The organism is Streptomyces sp. NPDC012827 (genome assembly GCF_042900905.1).
GTDB classification, from domain to species: domain Bacteria; phylum Actinomycetota; class Actinomycetes; order Streptomycetales; family Streptomycetaceae; genus Streptomyces; species Streptomyces gulbargensis.
Genome location: NZ_JBIBBY010000003.1, coordinates 49740 through 66051, shown reverse-complemented (window position 1 = coordinate 66051; position 16312 = coordinate 49740). Strand labels below are relative to the sequence as shown.

16 protein-coding genes are annotated in these 16312 nt (G+C 74.7%); 8 read left to right on the top strand and 8 right to left on the bottom strand.

Annotated elements, in window-relative coordinates; all coding sequences use genetic code 11:
- The first annotated feature begins 173 nt into the window (after positions 1 to 173).
- Positions 174 to 623, top strand: coding sequence for a GNAT family N-acetyltransferase (locus ACFY60_RS06855; protein WP_388608421.1), 450 nt, complete (start codon positions 174 to 176; stop codon positions 621 to 623).
- On the top strand, positions 620 to 1870 hold the full coding sequence (locus tag ACFY60_RS06850; protein ID WP_388608418.1) for an MFS transporter: 1251 nt from the start codon (positions 620 to 622) through the stop codon (positions 1868 to 1870). Before ACFY60_RS06855 ends, ACFY60_RS06850 begins: the two co-directional genes overlap by 4 nt.
- A gap of 24 nt (positions 1871 to 1894) precedes the next feature.
- On the opposite strand, the gene ACFY60_RS06845 is transcribed toward ACFY60_RS06850, so the two are convergent.
- The 4 genes from ACFY60_RS06845 to ACFY60_RS06830 all read right to left on the bottom strand — a co-directional run bounded on the left by ACFY60_RS06845 (position 1895) and on the right by ACFY60_RS06830 (position 7666).
- Positions 1895 to 3361 carry an acyl-CoA synthetase gene (locus ACFY60_RS06845; protein ID WP_388608415.1) on the bottom strand — a complete coding sequence of 489 codons (1467 nt, stop codon included), beginning with the start codon at positions 3359 to 3361 and terminating at the stop codon, positions 1895 to 1897.
- A 129-nt stretch (positions 3362 to 3490) separates the two neighbouring features.
- Complete coding sequence (locus ACFY60_RS06840; protein ID WP_388608412.1) at positions 3491 to 4726, bottom strand: nitrate/nitrite transporter; 1236 nt, start codon at positions 4724 to 4726, stop codon at positions 3491 to 3493.
- A gap of 78 nt (positions 4727 to 4804) precedes the next feature.
- On the bottom strand, positions 4805 to 6538 hold the full coding sequence (locus ACFY60_RS06835) for a GAF domain-containing protein (RefSeq protein ID WP_388608409.1): 1734 nt from the start codon (positions 6536 to 6538) through the stop codon (positions 4805 to 4807).
- 66 nt (positions 6539 to 6604) lie between these two features.
- Positions 6605 to 7666 carry a rod shape-determining protein gene (locus tag ACFY60_RS06830; RefSeq protein WP_388608407.1) on the bottom strand — a complete coding sequence of 354 codons (1062 nt, stop codon included), beginning with the start codon at positions 7664 to 7666 and terminating at the stop codon, positions 6605 to 6607.
- A 504-nt stretch (positions 7667 to 8170) separates the two neighbouring features.
- Here ACFY60_RS06830 and ACFY60_RS06825 point away from each other — a divergent pair.
- On the top strand, positions 8171 to 9046 hold the full coding sequence (locus tag ACFY60_RS06825) for a hypothetical protein (protein ID WP_388608405.1): 876 nt from the start codon (positions 8171 to 8173) through the stop codon (positions 9044 to 9046).
- 44 nt (positions 9047 to 9090) lie between these two features.
- Here ACFY60_RS06825 and ACFY60_RS06820 read toward each other — a convergent pair whose 3' ends face one another.
- The gene (locus ACFY60_RS06820; protein ID WP_388608403.1) at positions 9091 to 9549 is read right to left on the bottom strand and encodes a MarR family winged helix-turn-helix transcriptional regulator; all 459 of its coding nucleotides are present in this window, start codon (positions 9547 to 9549) and stop codon (positions 9091 to 9093) included.
- A gap of 96 nt (positions 9550 to 9645) precedes the next feature.
- On the opposite strand from ACFY60_RS06820, the gene ACFY60_RS06815 reads away from it, so the two are divergent.
- The 4 genes from ACFY60_RS06815 to ACFY60_RS06800 all read left to right on the top strand — a co-directional run bounded on the left by ACFY60_RS06815 (position 9646) and on the right by ACFY60_RS06800 (position 13013).
- Positions 9646 to 10665: an NADP-dependent oxidoreductase gene (locus ACFY60_RS06815; protein ID WP_388608401.1), complete on the top strand. Its 1020-nt coding sequence runs from the start codon at positions 9646 to 9648 to the stop codon at positions 10663 to 10665.
- A 64-nt stretch (positions 10666 to 10729) separates the two neighbouring features.
- The gene (locus tag ACFY60_RS06810) at positions 10730 to 11161 is read left to right on the top strand and encodes an organic hydroperoxide resistance protein (RefSeq protein ID WP_345283565.1); all 432 of its coding nucleotides are present in this window, start codon (positions 10730 to 10732) and stop codon (positions 11159 to 11161) included.
- 101 nt (positions 11162 to 11262) lie between these two features.
- Positions 11263 to 12135: an EI24 domain-containing protein gene (locus tag ACFY60_RS06805; protein WP_388608399.1), complete on the top strand. Its 873-nt coding sequence runs from the start codon at positions 11263 to 11265 to the stop codon at positions 12133 to 12135.
- Between the two features lie 8 nt (positions 12136 to 12143).
- A complete protein-coding gene (locus ACFY60_RS06800) occupies positions 12144 to 13013 on the top strand; it encodes a pectate lyase (RefSeq protein WP_388608397.1) in 870 nt (289 codons plus the stop codon).
- A 100-nt stretch (positions 13014 to 13113) separates the two neighbouring features.
- On the opposite strand, the gene ACFY60_RS06795 is transcribed toward ACFY60_RS06800, so the two are convergent.
- Together ACFY60_RS06795 and ACFY60_RS06790 are read right to left on the bottom strand one after the other, a co-directional pair.
- Positions 13114 to 13827 carry a carbon-nitrogen hydrolase family protein gene (locus ACFY60_RS06795; protein ID WP_388608395.1) on the bottom strand — a complete coding sequence of 238 codons (714 nt, stop codon included), beginning with the start codon at positions 13825 to 13827 and terminating at the stop codon, positions 13114 to 13116.
- Positions 13828 to 13879: 52 nt separating this feature from the next.
- Positions 13880 to 14800, bottom strand: coding sequence for a LysR family transcriptional regulator (locus tag ACFY60_RS06790; RefSeq protein ID WP_388608393.1), 921 nt, complete (start codon positions 14798 to 14800; stop codon positions 13880 to 13882).
- Between the two features lie 58 nt (positions 14801 to 14858).
- On the opposite strand from ACFY60_RS06790, the gene ACFY60_RS06785 reads away from it, so the two are divergent.
- Positions 14859 to 15692 carry an NAD(P)-dependent oxidoreductase gene (locus tag ACFY60_RS06785; RefSeq protein ID WP_388608391.1) on the top strand — a complete coding sequence of 278 codons (834 nt, stop codon included), beginning with the start codon at positions 14859 to 14861 and terminating at the stop codon, positions 15690 to 15692.
- 16 nt (positions 15693 to 15708) lie between these two features.
- On the opposite strand, the gene ACFY60_RS06780 is transcribed toward ACFY60_RS06785, so the two are convergent.
- A complete protein-coding gene (locus ACFY60_RS06780) occupies positions 15709 to 16290 on the bottom strand; it encodes a TetR/AcrR family transcriptional regulator (RefSeq protein ID WP_388608390.1) in 582 nt (193 codons plus the stop codon).
- Between the last annotated feature and the right edge of the window lie 22 nt (positions 16291 to 16312).

Genomic DNA, 16312 nt, shown 5'->3' with positions numbered 1-16312 from the left:
CCGTGCGGTTGCCTCCGGTGCGGGACGCCGGGCGAAGCCGTACGGCCGCCTCCGGCTCCCGCCCGGGGCGTACCCGCCCCCGGCCCCCCTCGCCCGCACGGCGGCCCCCGTCCTCCCCTCCGGCGGGCCAAAACGTAAGGATCGACAAGGCTTCACGCCCCTATACTCACCTCATGCCCGACATCACCCTCCGGCGTGCCACCGCCGACGACTCCAAGCGGCTCACGCGGCTCGTCCGCGGTTCGGGCGCCTATCGGGGCGACTACGCCGCCATGGTCGACGGCTACCAGGTCGGCGCGGCGTACATCGAGCACCACCCGGTCTTCGTCGCCGTCGACGGCTCCGACGGCCGCGTCCTCGGTTTCTACGCGCTGCTCGTCGACGAGGCCGAACTCGATCTCGCCTTCGTCGCCGACAGTGCCCAGGGCCTCGGCATCGGCCGCCTGCTGATGGCGCACATGGCCGAGCAGGCGCGGGCCGCCGGGCTCGCGTCCGTGAGGGTGGTGGCCCACCCGCCGGCCGAGGAGTTCTACCTCCGCACCGGGGCCCGCCGCACCGGGACCGTCCGGGCGAGCGGGCGGATCCACTGGGACCGGCCCGAGCTGCGGTACGACGTCGCATGACCGCCACCCGAGAGGAGGGCCGGCGCAGGGTCTTCGCCGACCTCACCCCGCTGCGGACCTCCGCCCACTACCGCCGGCTCTGGTTCGGGAGCACCGTCTCCTGGGTCGGCCAGGGCATGACGACCCTCGCGATCTCCCTCCAGGTGTACGACCTCACCGGCTCGACGTTCTCCGTCGGGCTCGTCGGCCTGTTCTCACTCGTGCCTCTGGTCGCCTTCGGTCTCTACGGCGGCGCCATCGCCGACACCGTCGACCGCCGCAAACTGGGCCTCGCCAGCGCCTCCGGCTCCGCCGTGCTCTCGGCCGCCCTCGCCGCCGCCGCGTTCGCCGGCTTCCATCACGTGGGGTTCCTGTACGGCATCGTCGCCCTGCAGGCCGTGTGCGCCGCGCTCAACTCGCCCGCGCGCACCGCGATGATCCCCCGCCTCCTGCCCCCCGAGCAGCTGCGCGCCGCCAACGCCCTCAACTCGATGATCACGACGTTCGGCACGCTCGTCGGGCCGAGCCTCGGTGGTCTCATCGTCGGCCTCGCCGGCTACCGGACCGCCTACCTGATCGACGCCCTCGCCTTCTCCGCGAGCCTGTACGCGATGTGGCGGCTGCCGTCCATGCTCCCGGACCGCACCGGCACGCGGCGGGCCTCCGTCCTCGACGGTCTGCGCTTCCTCGCCACCCGCCCCAACCTGCGCATGACGTTCCTCTCGGACTTCTGCGCCATGATCCTCGCCCATCCCCGCGCCCTGTTCCCGGCCGTCGCGGTCCTCTGGTACGGGGGCGACGCCCGCACCACCGGGCTCCTCGTCGCCGCGCCCGCCTTCGGGGCGCTGCTCGGCGGCGTGCTCTCCGGCTGGCAGAGCCGCATACGCCACCACGGGCAGGCGATCCTCCTCGCCGTCGCGGGCTGGGGCACCGCCATCGCCGTCTTCGGGCTGACCCGCGAACTGTGGCTGGGACTGCTCCTGCTGGCGCTCGCCGGGTACGCCGACACCGCCTCGATGGTCTTCCGCAGCACGATGATGCAGGTGGCCGCGCCGGACGAGATGCGCGGCCGGCTCCAGGGCGTCTTCATCGTGGTCGTCGTGGGCGGACCCCGGCTCGGGGACTTCCTCGCGGGCTCGGTGGCCGACCTCACCTCCCCGGCCGTCGCGATCACGGGCGGAGGGATCGCCTGCGTCCTCGCGATCGGTGCCCTCGCCGCGTACGGGCGTGGTTTCCGCCGCTACGACGCGCACGACCCCACGCCGTGACCCCGCTGCCGCCCCGCCCGGCGTTCAGTCGGCCGGCAACCGCTTCTTGAGGATCTTGCCGAGGTCGTTGCGGGGCAGCGCGTCCAGGTACCGGACGGTCCGGGGCCGCTTGTGCGGGGCGAGCAGCCGGGCCACGTGGTCCGCGAGCGCCGCTGCGGCCGGCGGCGCCGCGGCGTCCGCCGGAACCACCCAGGCCACGATCCGCTCGCCGAGGTCGGGGTCCGGCTCGCCCGTGACGGCCGCCTCGCGCACGCCCGGGTGGTCGAGGAGCGCGTTCTCTATCTCCCCCGCCCCGATCTTGTAGCCGCCGCTCTTGATGAGGTCGGTCGCCTTGCGGCCCACCAGGCGAATCGTTCCGTCGGCTTCGCGGACCGCCATGTCCCCGGTGCGGAACCAGTCGCCGTCGAAGGCCGCGGCCGTCGCCTCCGGCCGGTTCAGGTACCCGGAGAACAGGTTCGGGCCGCGCACCTGCACCTCACCGACCGTCTCCCCGTCGTACGCCCCGAGGACCGTGCCGTCCTCCTCCACGAGCCGCAGCTCCACGCCCGGGAGCGGCGTCCCGACGGTCCCGGGGCACGGCTCCGGTCCCGGGCGCACGCTCGTGTTCATGAGCGTCTCCGACATCCCGTACCGCTCCACCACCGCCCGCCCCGTCGCCGCCGTGATCCGCTCGTGGTCGCGCACCGGGAGAGCCGCCGACCCGGAGACCAGCAGCCGCGCGTCCGCCAGCGCCTTCACCAGGGCCGGGTCGTGGGGCAGCGCGTCCGCGAGGCGGTGGTACATCGTCGGGACACCGAACAGCATCGTGCCGCCCCCGGCGCCCAGTTCCCGGGCCACGCCCTCCACGGAGAACGTCCCGAGGTGCCGGATCTCGCCCCCGCGCCGCAGCGGGCCGAGGATCCCGAGGACGAGCCCGTGCACGTGGAAGAGGGGCAGGGCGTGCACCAGGACGTCCCGCTCGGTCCAGTCCCAGGCCTCGGCGAGCGCGTCGAGGGAGGCGGCGACGGCCCGGCGCGAGAGCAGGACGCCCTTGGGCGGGCCGGTGGTGCCGGAGGTGTAGACGATCAGGGCGGTCGCCTCCGGGTCGATCGTGTCCCGGCCGGGGCGGGGGGCCGCCCCGGGAGCCCGCGGGGCCGGCGCGCCGGCCGGCACGTCGACGCGGGGGAGTGCCGCCAGGCCCGGCGGAAGGGCGTCGTCCGCACCCGCGAGGACCGCCCCCGGCGCGCTGTCGCCGAGGATGTGGGCCAGTTCGCGTTCACCGGTGCGCGGATTGAGAGGAACGGCCGGTACGCCCGCGAGGAGGGCGGCCACGACCGCCACCGCCGTCCGGGCGGTCGGCGTCGCCCAGACGGCGACCCGCTCGAACCCCGCGATCCGGGCGGCCAGGTCACCGGCGGTCCGGGCCAGTTCGGCGTACGTCAGGCTCTCCGGGCCGCACCGGAGCGCGGGCCGGTCGGACGGGGCCGCAAGGGCCGGGACGAGCGCACTCACCGGTCGTACTCCTCGGGTCGGGGACGAGGGCTGACGTGAGGCATTCTGCCGGTGGGCGGGGCCCGGGGCGGGGAGGAACCGGAATCCCGGGGCCGGACACGCGACGGCCGGCGGCCGCCGCCGGGCCCCTCAGGGACGGGCGGCCGTGCTCTCCTTCGCGTCCCGCGCCGGCTCGCCGCCTCCCGTGCGGAGGCCGCGCATCCGCCCGTAGGCGTACACACAGCCCGCGAGGGCCAGGTCGGACAGGAGCATGAAGCCGATCGAGTACGAGTCCTTGGCGCTGTAGATCGCGCCCATGACCAGCGGCGGCAGGAAGCCACCGAGGCCGCCCATGGCCCCGACGATGCCGGTCACACTGCCGACCTGCGCCTGCGGGGTGACCTGCGAGACGAGCGCGAAGACCGAACCGCTCGCCGTGCCGAGCCCGGCGGCCATGCACAGCAGGGCGACCGTGCCCACCGGATCCAGCCGCGGGTCGAAGGCCTGGACGATCGCGAGGAGCGCGACCGCGCCCAGCGCGTACGCCGTCACGAGCGCCGGGTGCGCCCGGTCCGACAGCCAGCCGCCGATCGGCCGGAAGACGACCGTGACGAGGGCGAACCCCGCCGCCTTGGTGCCCGCGTCGGTCGGGTCCAGGCCGTACCAGGTCTTCAGGTACGTGGGGAGGTAGACGCCGAACGCGACGATGCCGCCGAAGCCGACCGCGTACAGCGCCGACAGCTCCCACGTCACCCGCAGCCGTCCCGCCGTACCGAGCCGCGTCGCGAGGGAGGCGGCGGGGACCGGCCGGTCCGGGCGGTCGGTGAGGAGGAACGCGGCGAGGACCGCGTACGCGGCGAGCGCCACGGCCACCACGAGGAACGGCAGGTTCTCGCCGTGCGCGGCGATCCGGGGCGTGAAGTAGCCCGACAGCGCCACCCCGCCCATGCCCATGCCGAAGACGCCGAGCGCCAGACCCCGTTTGGCGGGCGGGAACCACGAGTTGACCAGGGGGATGCCGATCGCGAAGGTCGTGCCGCCCAGGCCGAGGAGGAAACCGACGACGAGCAGCAGGCCGTAACTGTCCTTGACCACCGTCAGGAGCAGCACCGGGACGATCGTGAGCGCGGCGACGAGCGGGAACATCACCCTCGCCCCGTAGCGGTCGGTCAGCGCGCCGGCCGGGATGCGGCCCACCGAGCCGACCAGGACGGGCACCGCCACGAGCAGCGACTGCTGGAAGGAGCTGAGGTCCAGCCGGTCGCCGTACCAGCCGGCGAGGGGCGCGACGAGGTCCCACGCCCAGAAGGTGAGGGTGAAGCCGACGGTGGCCACCGCCAGGTTGCGGTAGGCCGCCGTGGTCGGGCTCTGCGCGTCGGAGTTCACCCCTCCAGTCAAGATCGGTACACGGCGGGAGGCGCGCCGGACTGCTCCGTACGGGGACGGGCCGGGCCCCCGCCGCTCCTACGCCTCCGCCCGCCCCGGCCAGGTGACCGTCGTCGGGGGTTCCCCGTCGTCCGCGACCCGCAGCCAGGCACCGTCCGGGCCCGCGTGTCCGGAGCCCGGGGCGGAACCGGCCCACGGCACCGGCCCGACCCCCACCTCGACCGTGATCGCGCCGACCCCCGGCCTGCGGTGGGCCGCCGCGAGCGCCCCGCGCAGGACGCCGAGCAGCTTCGCGGCCGCCGGCTCGTCGACGAGGGTGTCGACCGCGCCGGAGAAGTGGACGGACGGCTGGAAACCGAGCAGGGCCGCCGCGCCGCCGGTCTCCCGCAGCACCTGCCCCCTGAAGGAGGTCGGTGCGTCGGCCGGCGGCTGCTGGAGCGCGAAGATCGTCGTCCGCACCTCCTGGATCGTGGAGTCCAGTTCGTCCACGGCCCGGCCGAGCAGCGCGCTCTCCTCGGAGGACGCGGCCGCCCGCCGCCGGGTCGACTCCAGCATCATCTCGGTGGCGAACAGCCGCTGGACCACCAGATCGTGCAGGTCACGGGCGATCCGGTCGCGGTCCTCGAAGACGGCGAGCCGTTCGCGGTCGTGCCGGGCGTCCGCGAGGACCAGCGCCAGGGCCGCCTGCGAGGCGAACTGCGAGGCGAGCAGCCGGTCCACCGCCGTGTAGGGCGGGCCGCCGCGCCGCCGGGGCAGGGCGAGGGTGCCGATGAGCTTGCCGCCGCTGCGCAGCGGCAGCATCATCGAGGGCCCGAAGCGGGTCCGTACGCGCGTGGTCATGCGCGGGTCGGTCGCCGAGTCCTCCACGAAGACCGGTTCCCCGCCGAGCAGCTGGACCAGGACGGGGGAGCCGGGCGCGATGGTCGTCCCCACCAGGTCGCCGGGGTCCCCGGTCGTCGAGGCGGCGACGATCTCCATCCCTCCCTCGCCGGTGGGCTGGAGGACCACGCCGGCCTCGGCCCCGGCGAGGACCCTGGCCCGCTCGGCCACGGTCGTCAGGGCGTTCTCGGCGGTCTCCCCGGTGAGCAGGGCCGTGGTCACGGCCGCCGCCCCGTCGATCCAGCGCTCCCGCTGCCGGGCCGTCTCGTACAGCCGGGCGTTGCCGATGGCGATGCCGGCCTGCGAGGCGAGGACCCGCAGCAGCACCGCGTCCTCCGCGGTGAAACCTCCCGGCTTCCCGGTGAGGTGGAGGTGGCCGAAGACCTCGGTGTGCACGCGGATCGGGACGGACGGGCCGTCGCCGGACAGGACCGGGACGGCGGCGCCGGGACGGCCGGGGAGGCGGTCGCGGCGGGGCCGCTCCTCCTCCGGCCCGCCGGAGGTGAAGAGTTCGGTGAGGCGGTGGTGCTCGGGGTCGATCACCCCGAGCACCCCGTGGCGGGCCCCGGTCAGCGCGGTCGCCGAGTCGACGATGTGCTGGAGGGTGGCGCGCAGTTCGAGGTCCGTGCCGACGCCGAGGACCGCTTCGAGCAGCCGGGGCAGCCGGCCGGGTCCCGCGCCGCCGGACGGGTCGGTGCCGCCGGAGGCGTCCCCGTCAGGGCCGTCCCCGTCCGCGCCGCCGCCGCCGTCCGCGCCGCCGCCGTCCGCGCCGCCGCCGCCGTCCGCGCCGCCGCCGTCCGCGCCGTCCCCGTCCGCGCCGCCGCCGTCCGGGCCGTCCTCGTCCCGGCCGTCACGGAGGCGGGCCGGGTCCCGCTCGTCCCGGTCCGGGTCCCGGCCCTGATTCCGGCCCTGATCCCGGTCCACGGTCGTCATCGCCCCATGATCGTACGCATCACCCGTCGGGGAGGATCTGGTCGGCTCCGGCCCCGCCGGCGGCGCTCAGGCCTCCTCCGAGAGCGGGTCCCGCTCGGTGAGCGGGTCGAGCACCATCGGCTGGATCTTGCCCTCCAGCATCGCGCCGAGCCCCAGGACCGCGCACACGTCCGGGCGTTCGGCGATGTGCACCGGCATGCCGGTCGCCTGGCGCAGCATCTGGTCGAGCCCCGGCAGCAGCGCGCTGCCGCCCACCATCATGATCCCGCGGTCCGCGAGATCGGCCACGAGGTCCGGCGGGCAGTCGCGCAGCACCTTGCCGATGCCGTCGAGCACGGCCGTCAGCGGAGTGTGGATCGCCTCCCGCACGGCGGCGGTGTCCACGGTCACGGAGCGGGCGAGGCCGGTGGCCACGTCACGGCCGTGGATCTCGGTGGAGGCCGGCCCCTGGGCTGTCAGGCCGTTGCCGCTCAGGGCGAGTTGGAGCGGGCGCACCGACTGGCTCGGCAGCATCAGCTCGTGGTGGTGGCGCAGGTGCTGGATGACGGCGTGGTCGATGGCGTCGCCCCCGACCGGGATGCGCTCGGCCGTGACGATCGCGCCGAGGGAGAGCACCGCGACCTGGGTCGTCGCCGCCCCGCACACCATGATCATGGTGGCGGTGGGCTGTTCGACCGGGAGGCCGCAGCCCACGGCCGCCGCGATGAGCGTGTCGACCAGCTCGACCCGGCGCGCCCCGAGGCCCACCAGGGTCTCCACGGCGGCGCGCTGGGCGAGGGGGTCGCTGTCGTGCGGGGTGCAGGCGGCGGCGCGGAGGCGGGGCTTGCGGCGCAGCTGCCGGCGCAGCTTCTCACCGAGGAGGTGGCGGAGCATCCGCTGCGCCATCTCGATGTCCACGACGGTGCCGCCGGTGACCGGGCGGACGACGCGGATGTAGTCGGGGGTGCGGCCGGTCATCTTCTCGGCCAGCGCGCCGACGGCGATCAGCGCCCCGGTGCGGGTGTTGACTGCGGCGACGCTCGGCTCGTCGACGACGAGACCGGCGCCCTTGACGAAGACCCGGGTGCGGGCGGCTCCCAGGTCGACGGCGACATGGCAACGGCGCAACTGTTCCAGGCTGACGGTCACGGCGGATCCTCCGGAGTGCGGTGCTGGCACGGGGCGAGGTGAGGGGTCGTGGTGGGCGCGGGCGGACGCGCGGTACTGCCGCGCGGTCCTTCTCGCATCGTGCGACCGCCCCGCCCGCGGCGCGCGCTGGGCTGCGCCGCCCGGGGCCTCCGGGCCCTCCGGACGCCGCGCCGGGCCGGTCCCGCCGGCATCGGCCCGGGCTGCGGCGTCCGTCCTGCGGCCCCCGACTCCGTCCCCTCCCGGACGGGGCGCCCTTCGGGAGGAAGGGTGTGAAGGAACGTTCTTTCGCGAAGCGGGACGTACGTGGCGAGCCCGCGCCGACCTGGGGTTTCCTCACAGGATCCTCACCTGCCCGTCTCGCTGTGGCCGTACCGTGGCGCATAGCCTGCGTGCCCCATGGACTACTGCCACCCGTGCCGACGGCATCTGAACGGGGCCCTCGCCTGTGCCGGGTGCGGGACCCCCGCGCAGGAGCTGCGGCAGCAAGCCCCCCACCCGTCCGGCGTGCCTGCCGCGCCCGGCCCGTACGGCTCCTACGGCACCCCGTACGGCGCCGCCGCCGCGCCCTCCGCGTCCGCCGTGCCGGACCGCGCCGTGCCGGACCTGGGCGCCCCGGACCTCGACGTGCCGCCCGAGCACGTCTACGAACTGGACGTCGTCGCGCCGCCGCGCCGTGCCCCCGGAGGCCGGCGTGCCGCGCGGGAGGGGGCGCGCCGGGGGAGGCGGGGAGGCGGTCGCCGGGGCCGTACGGTCTTCGTCGGCACGCTCGGGCTGGTGCTCGCCGCCGGGACGCTGACGGTGCTGCAGACGGTCCTCGCCGAGCCGGACGACGGCGGCGCCGCCACGGCCGTACGCGAGGAGCAGCCCGTCGCGACCTCCCCGGAGGCCGTACCGGAACCGGAGCCCACCGGCACCCCCGCCCAGCCGGACGGCTCCGGTCCGGACACCGTGACCGAGTCCCCGAGTGCCGGGGTCACCCGCGCCCGCCAGGTGAGCGCCGGCACCGCCACGGGCCACGGCACCGACCCCGAAGGCGCGGATTCCGGCGCGGGGACGGGTCCGGGCGCGGGAACGGGGACGGGAACGGGCTCCGGTACCGGAACCGGCTCCGGTACGGGCGAGGGGGCCAGGGACGCGCCCCAGGAGTCGCCGGCGGTCACCGGACCGCCGTCCCCCACCGCCCCGACGGTCACCCCGCCGCCCCCGGCCACGCCCACCGGGCCGGGCACCCCGACGTCGACCTCGACGCCCGGGGATCCGGCCCCGACCCCGGGGGACACGACCGCGCCCGCTCCCACCAGGACCGCGACGCCGACCTCCACGCCCACCCCGGCCCCGAGCGAACCGGAGTGCACCCGCTTCCTGTGGTGGTGCGTCTAGGCCGACGGGCCTGACACAGGTGCCGCGAGACCGGGCGAAAGGCTCTAGTCGGTTCCCCGCCCCGCGTGGCCGGCCGCGTTCTCGCCCAGCATCCGTCTCAGGAGGTCCCGCAGGAGGGTGCGCTCGACGTCGGTCAGTTCGCCGAGGGGCTCGCGGGCGAAGTGCAGGGACTCGCGGAGTCGGCGCGCGGTCGCGAGGCCCTCGGCGGTGGGGGCGGCGACCTTCACGCGGCGGTCGGCCGGGTCGGGGCGGCGTTCGACCAGGCCGCGGGATTCCAGACGGTCGATGATCCCCGTGACGTTCGACGGCTCGCACCGGAGCTTCGTGGCGATCTTCCGCATCGGCGTGGGCTCCAGGGTGAGCAGGCCGAGGACGCGGGCCTGCGCGCCGGTGAGGGCGTGGGCGGCAGCGGCCTCCTCGTACTCCTGGTGGTACCGCGCGACGACCGTGCCGATCAGTTCGACGACTTCGAGGGTGAGCGGGTCCGCGGGAGAGGTGGCCATGGGAAGCATCCTACCCGGATACTTGACAACATGAAATATGCAGGAGCATGGTTGTTTCAGGTAGTGAAATAGTTTTCCCCTCAGGAGGCCGTGCTCATGTCCGCACTTCCCGCGACCAGCCGCGAATGGCACCTCGTGTCCCGTCCCCACGGCTGGCCCGTCGCGTCCGACTTCGCCCTCCGTGAGGTCCCGGTCCCACAGCCCGCGGAGGGCCGCATCCTCGTGCGCAACCTGCACTTCTCGGTCGACCCGTACATGCGCGGCCGGATGAACGACGTGAAGTCGTACGTCCCGCCGTTCAAGCTGGACCACCCCATGGACGGCGGCGCGGTCGGCGAGGTCGTCGCCTCCAACGCCGAGGGCTTCGCCGTCGGGGACCACGTCCTGCACGGCCTCGGCTGGCGCGAGTACGCCCACGTGCCCGCCCAGCACGCCACCAAGGTCGACCCGGACCTCGCTCCGCTCTCCACCTACCTCGGCGTGCTCGGCATGCCCGGCCTCACCGCCTACGCGGGTCTCTTCGAGACCGCCTCCTTCAAGGAGGGCGACGCGGTGTTCGTCTCCGGCGCCGCCGGTGCCGTGGGCAGCCAGGTCGGCCAGCTCGCCAGGCTCAAGGGCGCCTCCCGGGTGATCGGCTCGGCCGGCTCCGACGAGAAGGTCAAGTTCCTCGTGGAGGAGCTGGGCTTCGACGCCGCCTTCAACTACAAGGACGGCCCGGTCAAGGACCAGCTGCGCGAGGCCGCCCCGGACGGCATCGACGTCTACTTCGACAACGTCGGCGGCGAGCACCTCGAAGCCGCGATCTCCTCGCTCAACGTGCACGGCCGCGCCGCCATCTGCGGCATGATCGCGCAGTACAACGACACCGAGCCGGTCCCCGGCCCGCGCAACATGGCGCTGATCATCGGCAAGCGCCTGCGCCTCCAGGGCGTCCTCGTCGGCGACCACTACGGCCTCCAGGACCGTTTCGTGCAGGAGGTCGGCGGCTGGCTCCGTTCCGGCGAGCTCAAATACCGCGAGACCTTCGTCGAGGGCGTGGAGAACGGCGTGGAGGCCTTCCTCGGTCTGCTCCGCGGCGACAACACCGGAAAGATGATCGTCACACTGACCCGCTAGTCTTCCCTCAGCCGCCGCGATCGTGGGCGCGAGTCGCGGCGAACCGAAGAAGGAAGACATCCGTATGTCCAGCACTGCCATCAGCCGTTCCGACGTCCTCTACACCGCCGTGGCCACCGCCGAGAACGGCCGTGACGGCCGGGTCGCCACCGACGACGGCAAGCTCGACGTCGTGGTCAACCCGCCCAAGGAGATGGGCGGCTCCGGTGAGGGCACCAACCCCGAGCAGCTGTTCGCGGCCGGCTACAGCGCCTGCTTCCAGGGCGCGCTCGGCGTCGTGGCCCGCAACGAGAACGCCGACATCTCCGGCTCGACGGTCACCGCCGAGGTCGGCATCGGCAAGAACGACGACGGTTTCGGCCTCATCGTGAAGATCTCGGCGACCATCCCCAACGTGGACGCCGAGACCGCCAAGAGCCTGATCGAGAAGGCGCACCAGGTCTGCCCGTACTCCAAGGCGACCCGGGGCAACATCACGGTCGAGCTCGCCGTCTGAGTCACGGACGGGCAGACTGGTGAAGGGCCGCACCCCGACCGACCGGGGTGCGGCCCTTCGCCGTTCCGGCGCACGGCGGGCCCCCGGATAGGGTGACCCCCATGCGTGATCTCGGGGTGGGTTTCAAGTACCTGGTACAGGGCCAGAAGTGGGTCGGCCGGCACGGACGGTGGTTCGGATTCGGGCTGCTGCCCGGACTGGTGACGCTCGTCCTCTACGCGGGCGCGCTCGTCGGACTCGGCTACGGAGCCGACGACCTCGCCGCCTGGGCGACCCCGTTCGCCGACGACTGGGGCTCCCCCTGGCAGGGCTTCTTCCGGGGCACCCTCACCGCCCTGGTGTTCGTCTTCGGCCTCTTCCTCGCCGTCGTCACCTTCACCGCCGTGACCCTCCTGGTCGGCCAGCCCTTCTACGAGTCGCTCTCCGAGGAGGTCGACCGCAGCCAGGGCGGTGAGGTGCCCGAGTCCGGGCTGCCCCTCTGGCGCGAACTGTGGATCTCGGCGCGTGACAGCCTGCGGATCGTCCTGCGCGTCGCCTTCTACGGTGTGCTGCTGTTCGCCTGCGGGTTCATCCCCGTCGTCGGCCAGACCGTCGTCCCCGTCGTCGGCTTCTGCGTGTCCGGCTTCTTCCTCGCCGAGGAGCTCACCGCCGTCGCGCTCCAGCGCCGGGGCGTCGAGGTGAAGGAACGGCTCACGCTGCTGCGCGGCCGCCGCCTCGCCACCCTCGGCTTCGGCGTGCCGCTGACCCTCGCCTTCCTCGTCCCCTTCGTGGCCGTCTTCCTGATGCCGGGAGCCGTCGCCGGCGCCACGCTCATGGTCCGCGACCTGCGCGGCGAGACCGGTGGCCCCGACGGGGCGGGCCGCACCGGCGAGCCCGGGGACACGCACGCCCGGCAGAACGACCGGCACGGCGGCAACCTTTCCTCCTCCGGCGGCGACCAGGGGGTGCACGACATCCCCCACCTGAGGAAGTAAGAAACGCGATGACCTCCCACAAGCGGAAGACGGGGCGCCGGCGGGCGATCGCCGGCGCCCTGAGCGCCCTCGGCATCACCGGCGCGGCCGTGCTCACCACCAGCCTGCTGGCCCCGGCCGGCGCCGCCACGCACAGCGGCTCCGGTACGGGCGCGGCCCCGGCGACGGCGCGGGCCGCGGCGGCGCCCGCCGCCTGGCCCCGCGCCAAGGGCACCGAGCCGGTCCCGGCCTCCATCCCGGTCTCCGGGACCTACGACGGCAAGCTCAAGCGCTTCCACGGCACCGGCGAGCTGGGTTCGGACGGGCAGGACGAGAGCCAGAAGCCGCTGTTCGTCCTCGCGGACGGCGCCGTCCTCAAGAACGTGATCATCGGCACCCCGGCGGCCGACGGCGTCCACTGCCTGGGCAGCTGCACCCTTCAGAACGTCTGGTGGGAGAACGTCGGTGAGGACGCCGCCAGCTTCAAGGGCACGTCGAAGTCGGCCGTGTACGCGGTGTACGGCGGTGGCGCGCGCGGCGCCTCCGACAAGGTCTTCCAGTTCAACGGCGCCGGCAAGCTCGTCGTGACCAAGTTCCAGGTCGCCGACTTCGGCAAGCTGGTCCGCTCCTGCGGCAACTGCAAGAAGCAGTACCCCCGCACGATCCTCGTCAACGACGTCGACATCACCGCCCCCGGTACGTCGATCGTCGGCGTGAACGCCAACTACGGCGACACCGCGACCCTGCGGAACGTCCGGATCCACGGGGACGCCAAGAAGAAGATCAAGCCGTGCGTCCGCTTCACCGGCAACAACACCGGCAAGGAGCCCAAGGAGATCGGCACCGGTCCCGACGGCACCACCTGCCGCTACTCCGCCGGGGACCTCTCCTACGACTGACCCCTGACACCGAGGCCGGGCGGCTCCCCGCCGCCCGGCCTACCGCGGAACCCGCCGACCGCGTGACCCGCCGACCGTGTGACCCGGTCCGCTCCGCCCCTCAGGCCACCGCGGCGAGCGCGAACCCCGGCTTGTCCGGGCCCGCGTCCGCGATCCGCTCGCCGTCCGGGCCCCAGGCGCCCGCCCGTCCGCCGCCCGTGCCGTCCTCGTTGGGCCCCAGGACGTTGCCCAGCACCACCGTGAGGCCGAACTCCCCGGCCCGTACCGGATACACCGTCTCGAAGGAATCGTTGTCCGCCGCCAGCACCGAACTGGCCAGGTACACCGCGCAGTCGTCGGCCGCCGCGCGTCGCGCGAGGGCCGGGAAGCGGTTGTCGTAGCAGGTGGCCAGGGCGAAGCGGACCCCGTCGAGAACGAACCGCCCGTCGGCGGTGCCCGGCGCGAAGACCTCCGCCTCGATCCCGTACAGGTGCTGCTTGTCGTAGCGGGTGAGGAGCGAGCCGTCCGGGCCGATCACCAGCGTGGTGATGCCGGGGCGTGCGCCGCCGGCCGCCACCGGCCCGTTGACCACGGCCGCGATGCCGGCCGCGCGGCACGCCTCCCGTACGGGGTCGAGCCGGGGATCGTCCTCGGTGAGGACCAGGTGGGGGACGTCCCGGATCAGGCTCGGCTCGTAGCCGGTCAGGCAGAGCTCGGCGAAGACGGCGACCCGCGCCCCCGCCGCCCCGGCCTCCCGGAGGAGCCCCGCGACCGTACGGACGTTGGCGTGGACGTCCCCGGCGACCGGGGCGAACTGGGTGGCGGCGACGATCATGACGGCCATCATCCCCCGCCCGGGGGTGAGGGGGAAGGGGCGGGTGGAGTCCTCAGCTGTCCGGGCGGGCGGGCCAGGCGGCGGACAGCTCCGCCGCCGTCACCCGCAACAGCTGGAGGAAGGCGCCCGCCGCCACGGTCGGCGTCGCGGGCGCGGCCCCGTGCACCGCCCGGCAGGGCACGTCCCCGGGATCGACCGCCACCAGCGCCACGTCCGGCCGCACCGCCGCCGCCGCGAGCGCCGGCACCAGGGTGACCCCGAGCCCGGCGGCCACCGCCCCCAGCTTGGCGATCCAGTCGTGCGCCAGGAGCCCCGTACGCGGGCGGAAACCGGCGGCCACCACCGGCCGGAACAGCGTGTCCTCCAGGCGCTCCCGCCCCACGATCCACTCCTCCTCCGCCAGCTCCGCGAGCCGTACCGCCGGCCGCCCCGCGCACGGGTGGTCCCGGCCGAGGGCCACGAGCATCGGCTCGTCGAGCAGGTGGTGGAGCGTCACGCCCGGCGGCGGGGGAGTGCCGGGCGGCGGGCTCACCACCGCCAGGTCCTCCTCCCCGGCCCCGACCAGCCCCAGGTGCTTGACCGAGGGCCCCTCGATCCGGGTCACCACCACACCCGGGTGCCGCTCCCGGAACACCGCCTGCGCCCGGGGGACCAGGGCGGCGGTCGCGCTGGAGAAGGCCCCGAGCCGCAGCAGCCCCCCGTCCAGGGTGCGCAGCGCCTCCAGTTCGGCCCGCGCGGCGGACAGCCGGTCCCGTACGGCCTCGGCGTGCGGGAGCAGTACCCGGCCCGCCTCGCTCAGCCGCACCCCGCGCGGCAGCCGCTCGAACAGCTCCGCGCCGACCTCCGCCTCCAGCGCCTGGACCTGCCGGGAGACGGCCGACTGCGTGTAGCCGAGCGCCTGGGCGGCGGCCGTGAACGACCCGGCACGGGCGACGGCGAGGAACACCTCGTACAAGCCATGAGGGAACGGCATGACGGTCATGCTAGACATTCGCTGGTGGCATGCCGGGGGCGGCCCTAGCGTCGGGGGCATGGACCTCACCGCCACCAACGGCCCCACCGACCAGCCCTCTTCGCAGCGGATCGCCTTCCTCGGCACCGGCTCCATGGGCCTGCCCATGGCCCGTCGCCTGCTCGACGCCGGACACGCCCTCACCGTCTGGAACCGTACGGCCGACAAGGCCGACGACCTGGTCACCGCGGGCGCCGTCCGCGCCGCCGGTCCCGCCGAGGCCGTGCGGGACGCCGACGTCGTCCTGACCATGCTGGCGGACCCGGCCGCGGCCCTCGCCGTCGCCGACGCCTTCGTGCCGGCGCTGCGTCCGGGCACGATCTGGGTCGACACCTCCACCATCGGCCCCGGGGCGGTCCGCGAACTCGCCGGCCGCCTCCCCACCGGGGTCACCCTGATCGACGCCCCGGTGATGGGCAGCGTCGACCGGGCCGCCTCCGGTGACCTGCTCATCCTCGCCGGCGGCGACACCACGCCGGTCGCGGGGATCCTGGAGCGGCTCGGCACGGTCACCGCCTGCGGCGGGCCCGGCACCGGCGCCGCGCTCAAGCTGGTCCTCATCAACGCCGCGATCGGCGGGGTCGCCCTGGTCGGCGAGGCCCTCGCGCTCGCGGGAGCGCTCTCCCTGCCCCGGGACCTGGCCCTGCGGACGCTCGGTCAGGGCCCCCTGGCGGGCGCGGTCGCCCGGGCCACCGCCACCGGCTCGTACTTCCCGGTCGCGCTCGCGGCCAAGGACGTCGCCCTCGCCACCGGCGCCACCGCGGCGGAGCTTCCGCTCCTGGAGGCCGTCCACGCCGCCCTGACCGCCGACCAGGCCCTCCTCGCGGAGGACCTCGCCGCCGTCGTCCGCTGACCCGCCCCGGGGCGCGTCACCCGTGTCCGCCGCGCCCCTTCCCGTACAGCAGCCCCAGGAAGTCCCGGAAGGCGGCGGGCATGTCGACGGCCGAGGGGTCCAGGAGCCACTGGTACTGGAGTCCGTCCATCACGGCCGTCAGGAGAGGGGCGGCGCGCTCGGGGGTCAGGCCGCCCGGCAGGCGCTCGCCGAACTCCAGGCGCAGCACCCGGGCCATGTTCTCCCGCACCTGCGCGTACCGCTCGGTGAAGAACTCCCGGGCCGGGTGGCCGTCCGTCACGCTCTCCCCGAGCAGCGCGGAGAAGGTCTGCACGATGCCCGGCCGCATCGCGTTGTACTCGACCAGCGAGTCCAGCAGTTCGAGCCGCCAGCCGTCCCGCCCCGGCCCGCCGCTGGTGTCCCAGCGGTCGCGCTCCGCCAGGACGGCGACGAGCAGCGTGTCCTTGGTCGGGAAGTAGTGCAGCAGCCCCTGCTGGGTCAGGCCGACGCGCTCGGCCACCGCCCCGAGGGTGGCGCCCCGGTAGCCCCGCTCGGCGATCACTTCGAGCGTGGCGCGCAGGATCTCCGCGCGCCGCTCCTCGCTCCTGGCCCGCACCATCGTCCCGGCCCCCTCTCGCAGC

Bases quoted from the DNA above. Each gene is read 5' to 3' on its own strand.
- ACFY60_RS06835 (WP_388608409.1), bottom strand. From the start codon at position 6,538: ATGACGACCGTGGACCGGGATCAGGGCCGGAATCAGGGCCGGGACCCG.
- ACFY60_RS06855 (WP_388608421.1), top strand. From the start codon at position 174: ATGCCCGACATCACCCTCCGGCGTGCCACCGCCGACGACTCCAAGCGG.
- ACFY60_RS06800 (WP_388608397.1), top strand. From the start codon at position 12,144: ATGACCTCCCACAAGCGGAAGACGGGGCGCCGGCGGGCGATCGCCGGC.
- ACFY60_RS06805 (WP_388608399.1), top strand. From the start codon at position 11,263: ATGCGTGATCTCGGGGTGGGTTTCAAGTACCTGGTACAGGGCCAGAAG.
- ACFY60_RS06810 (WP_345283565.1), top strand. From the start codon at position 10,730: ATGTCCAGCACTGCCATCAGCCGTTCCGACGTCCTCTACACCGCCGTG.
- ACFY60_RS06785 (WP_388608391.1), top strand. From the start codon at position 14,859: ATGGACCTCACCGCCACCAACGGCCCCACCGACCAGCCCTCTTCGCAG.
- ACFY60_RS06820 (WP_388608403.1), bottom strand. From the start codon at position 9,549: ATGGCCACCTCTCCCGCGGACCCGCTCACCCTCGAAGTCGTCGAACTG.
- ACFY60_RS06780 (WP_388608390.1), bottom strand. From the start codon at position 16,290: ATGGTGCGGGCCAGGAGCGAGGAGCGGCGCGCGGAGATCCTGCGCGCC.
- ACFY60_RS06795 (WP_388608395.1), bottom strand. From the start codon at position 13,827: ATGATCGTCGCCGCCACCCAGTTCGCCCCGGTCGCCGGGGACGTCCAC.
- ACFY60_RS06790 (WP_388608393.1), bottom strand. From the start codon at position 14,800: ATGCCGTTCCCTCATGGCTTGTACGAGGTGTTCCTCGCCGTCGCCCGT.
- ACFY60_RS06850 (WP_388608418.1), top strand. From the start codon at position 620: ATGACCGCCACCCGAGAGGAGGGCCGGCGCAGGGTCTTCGCCGACCTC.
- ACFY60_RS06815 (WP_388608401.1), top strand. From the start codon at position 9,646: ATGTCCGCACTTCCCGCGACCAGCCGCGAATGGCACCTCGTGTCCCGT.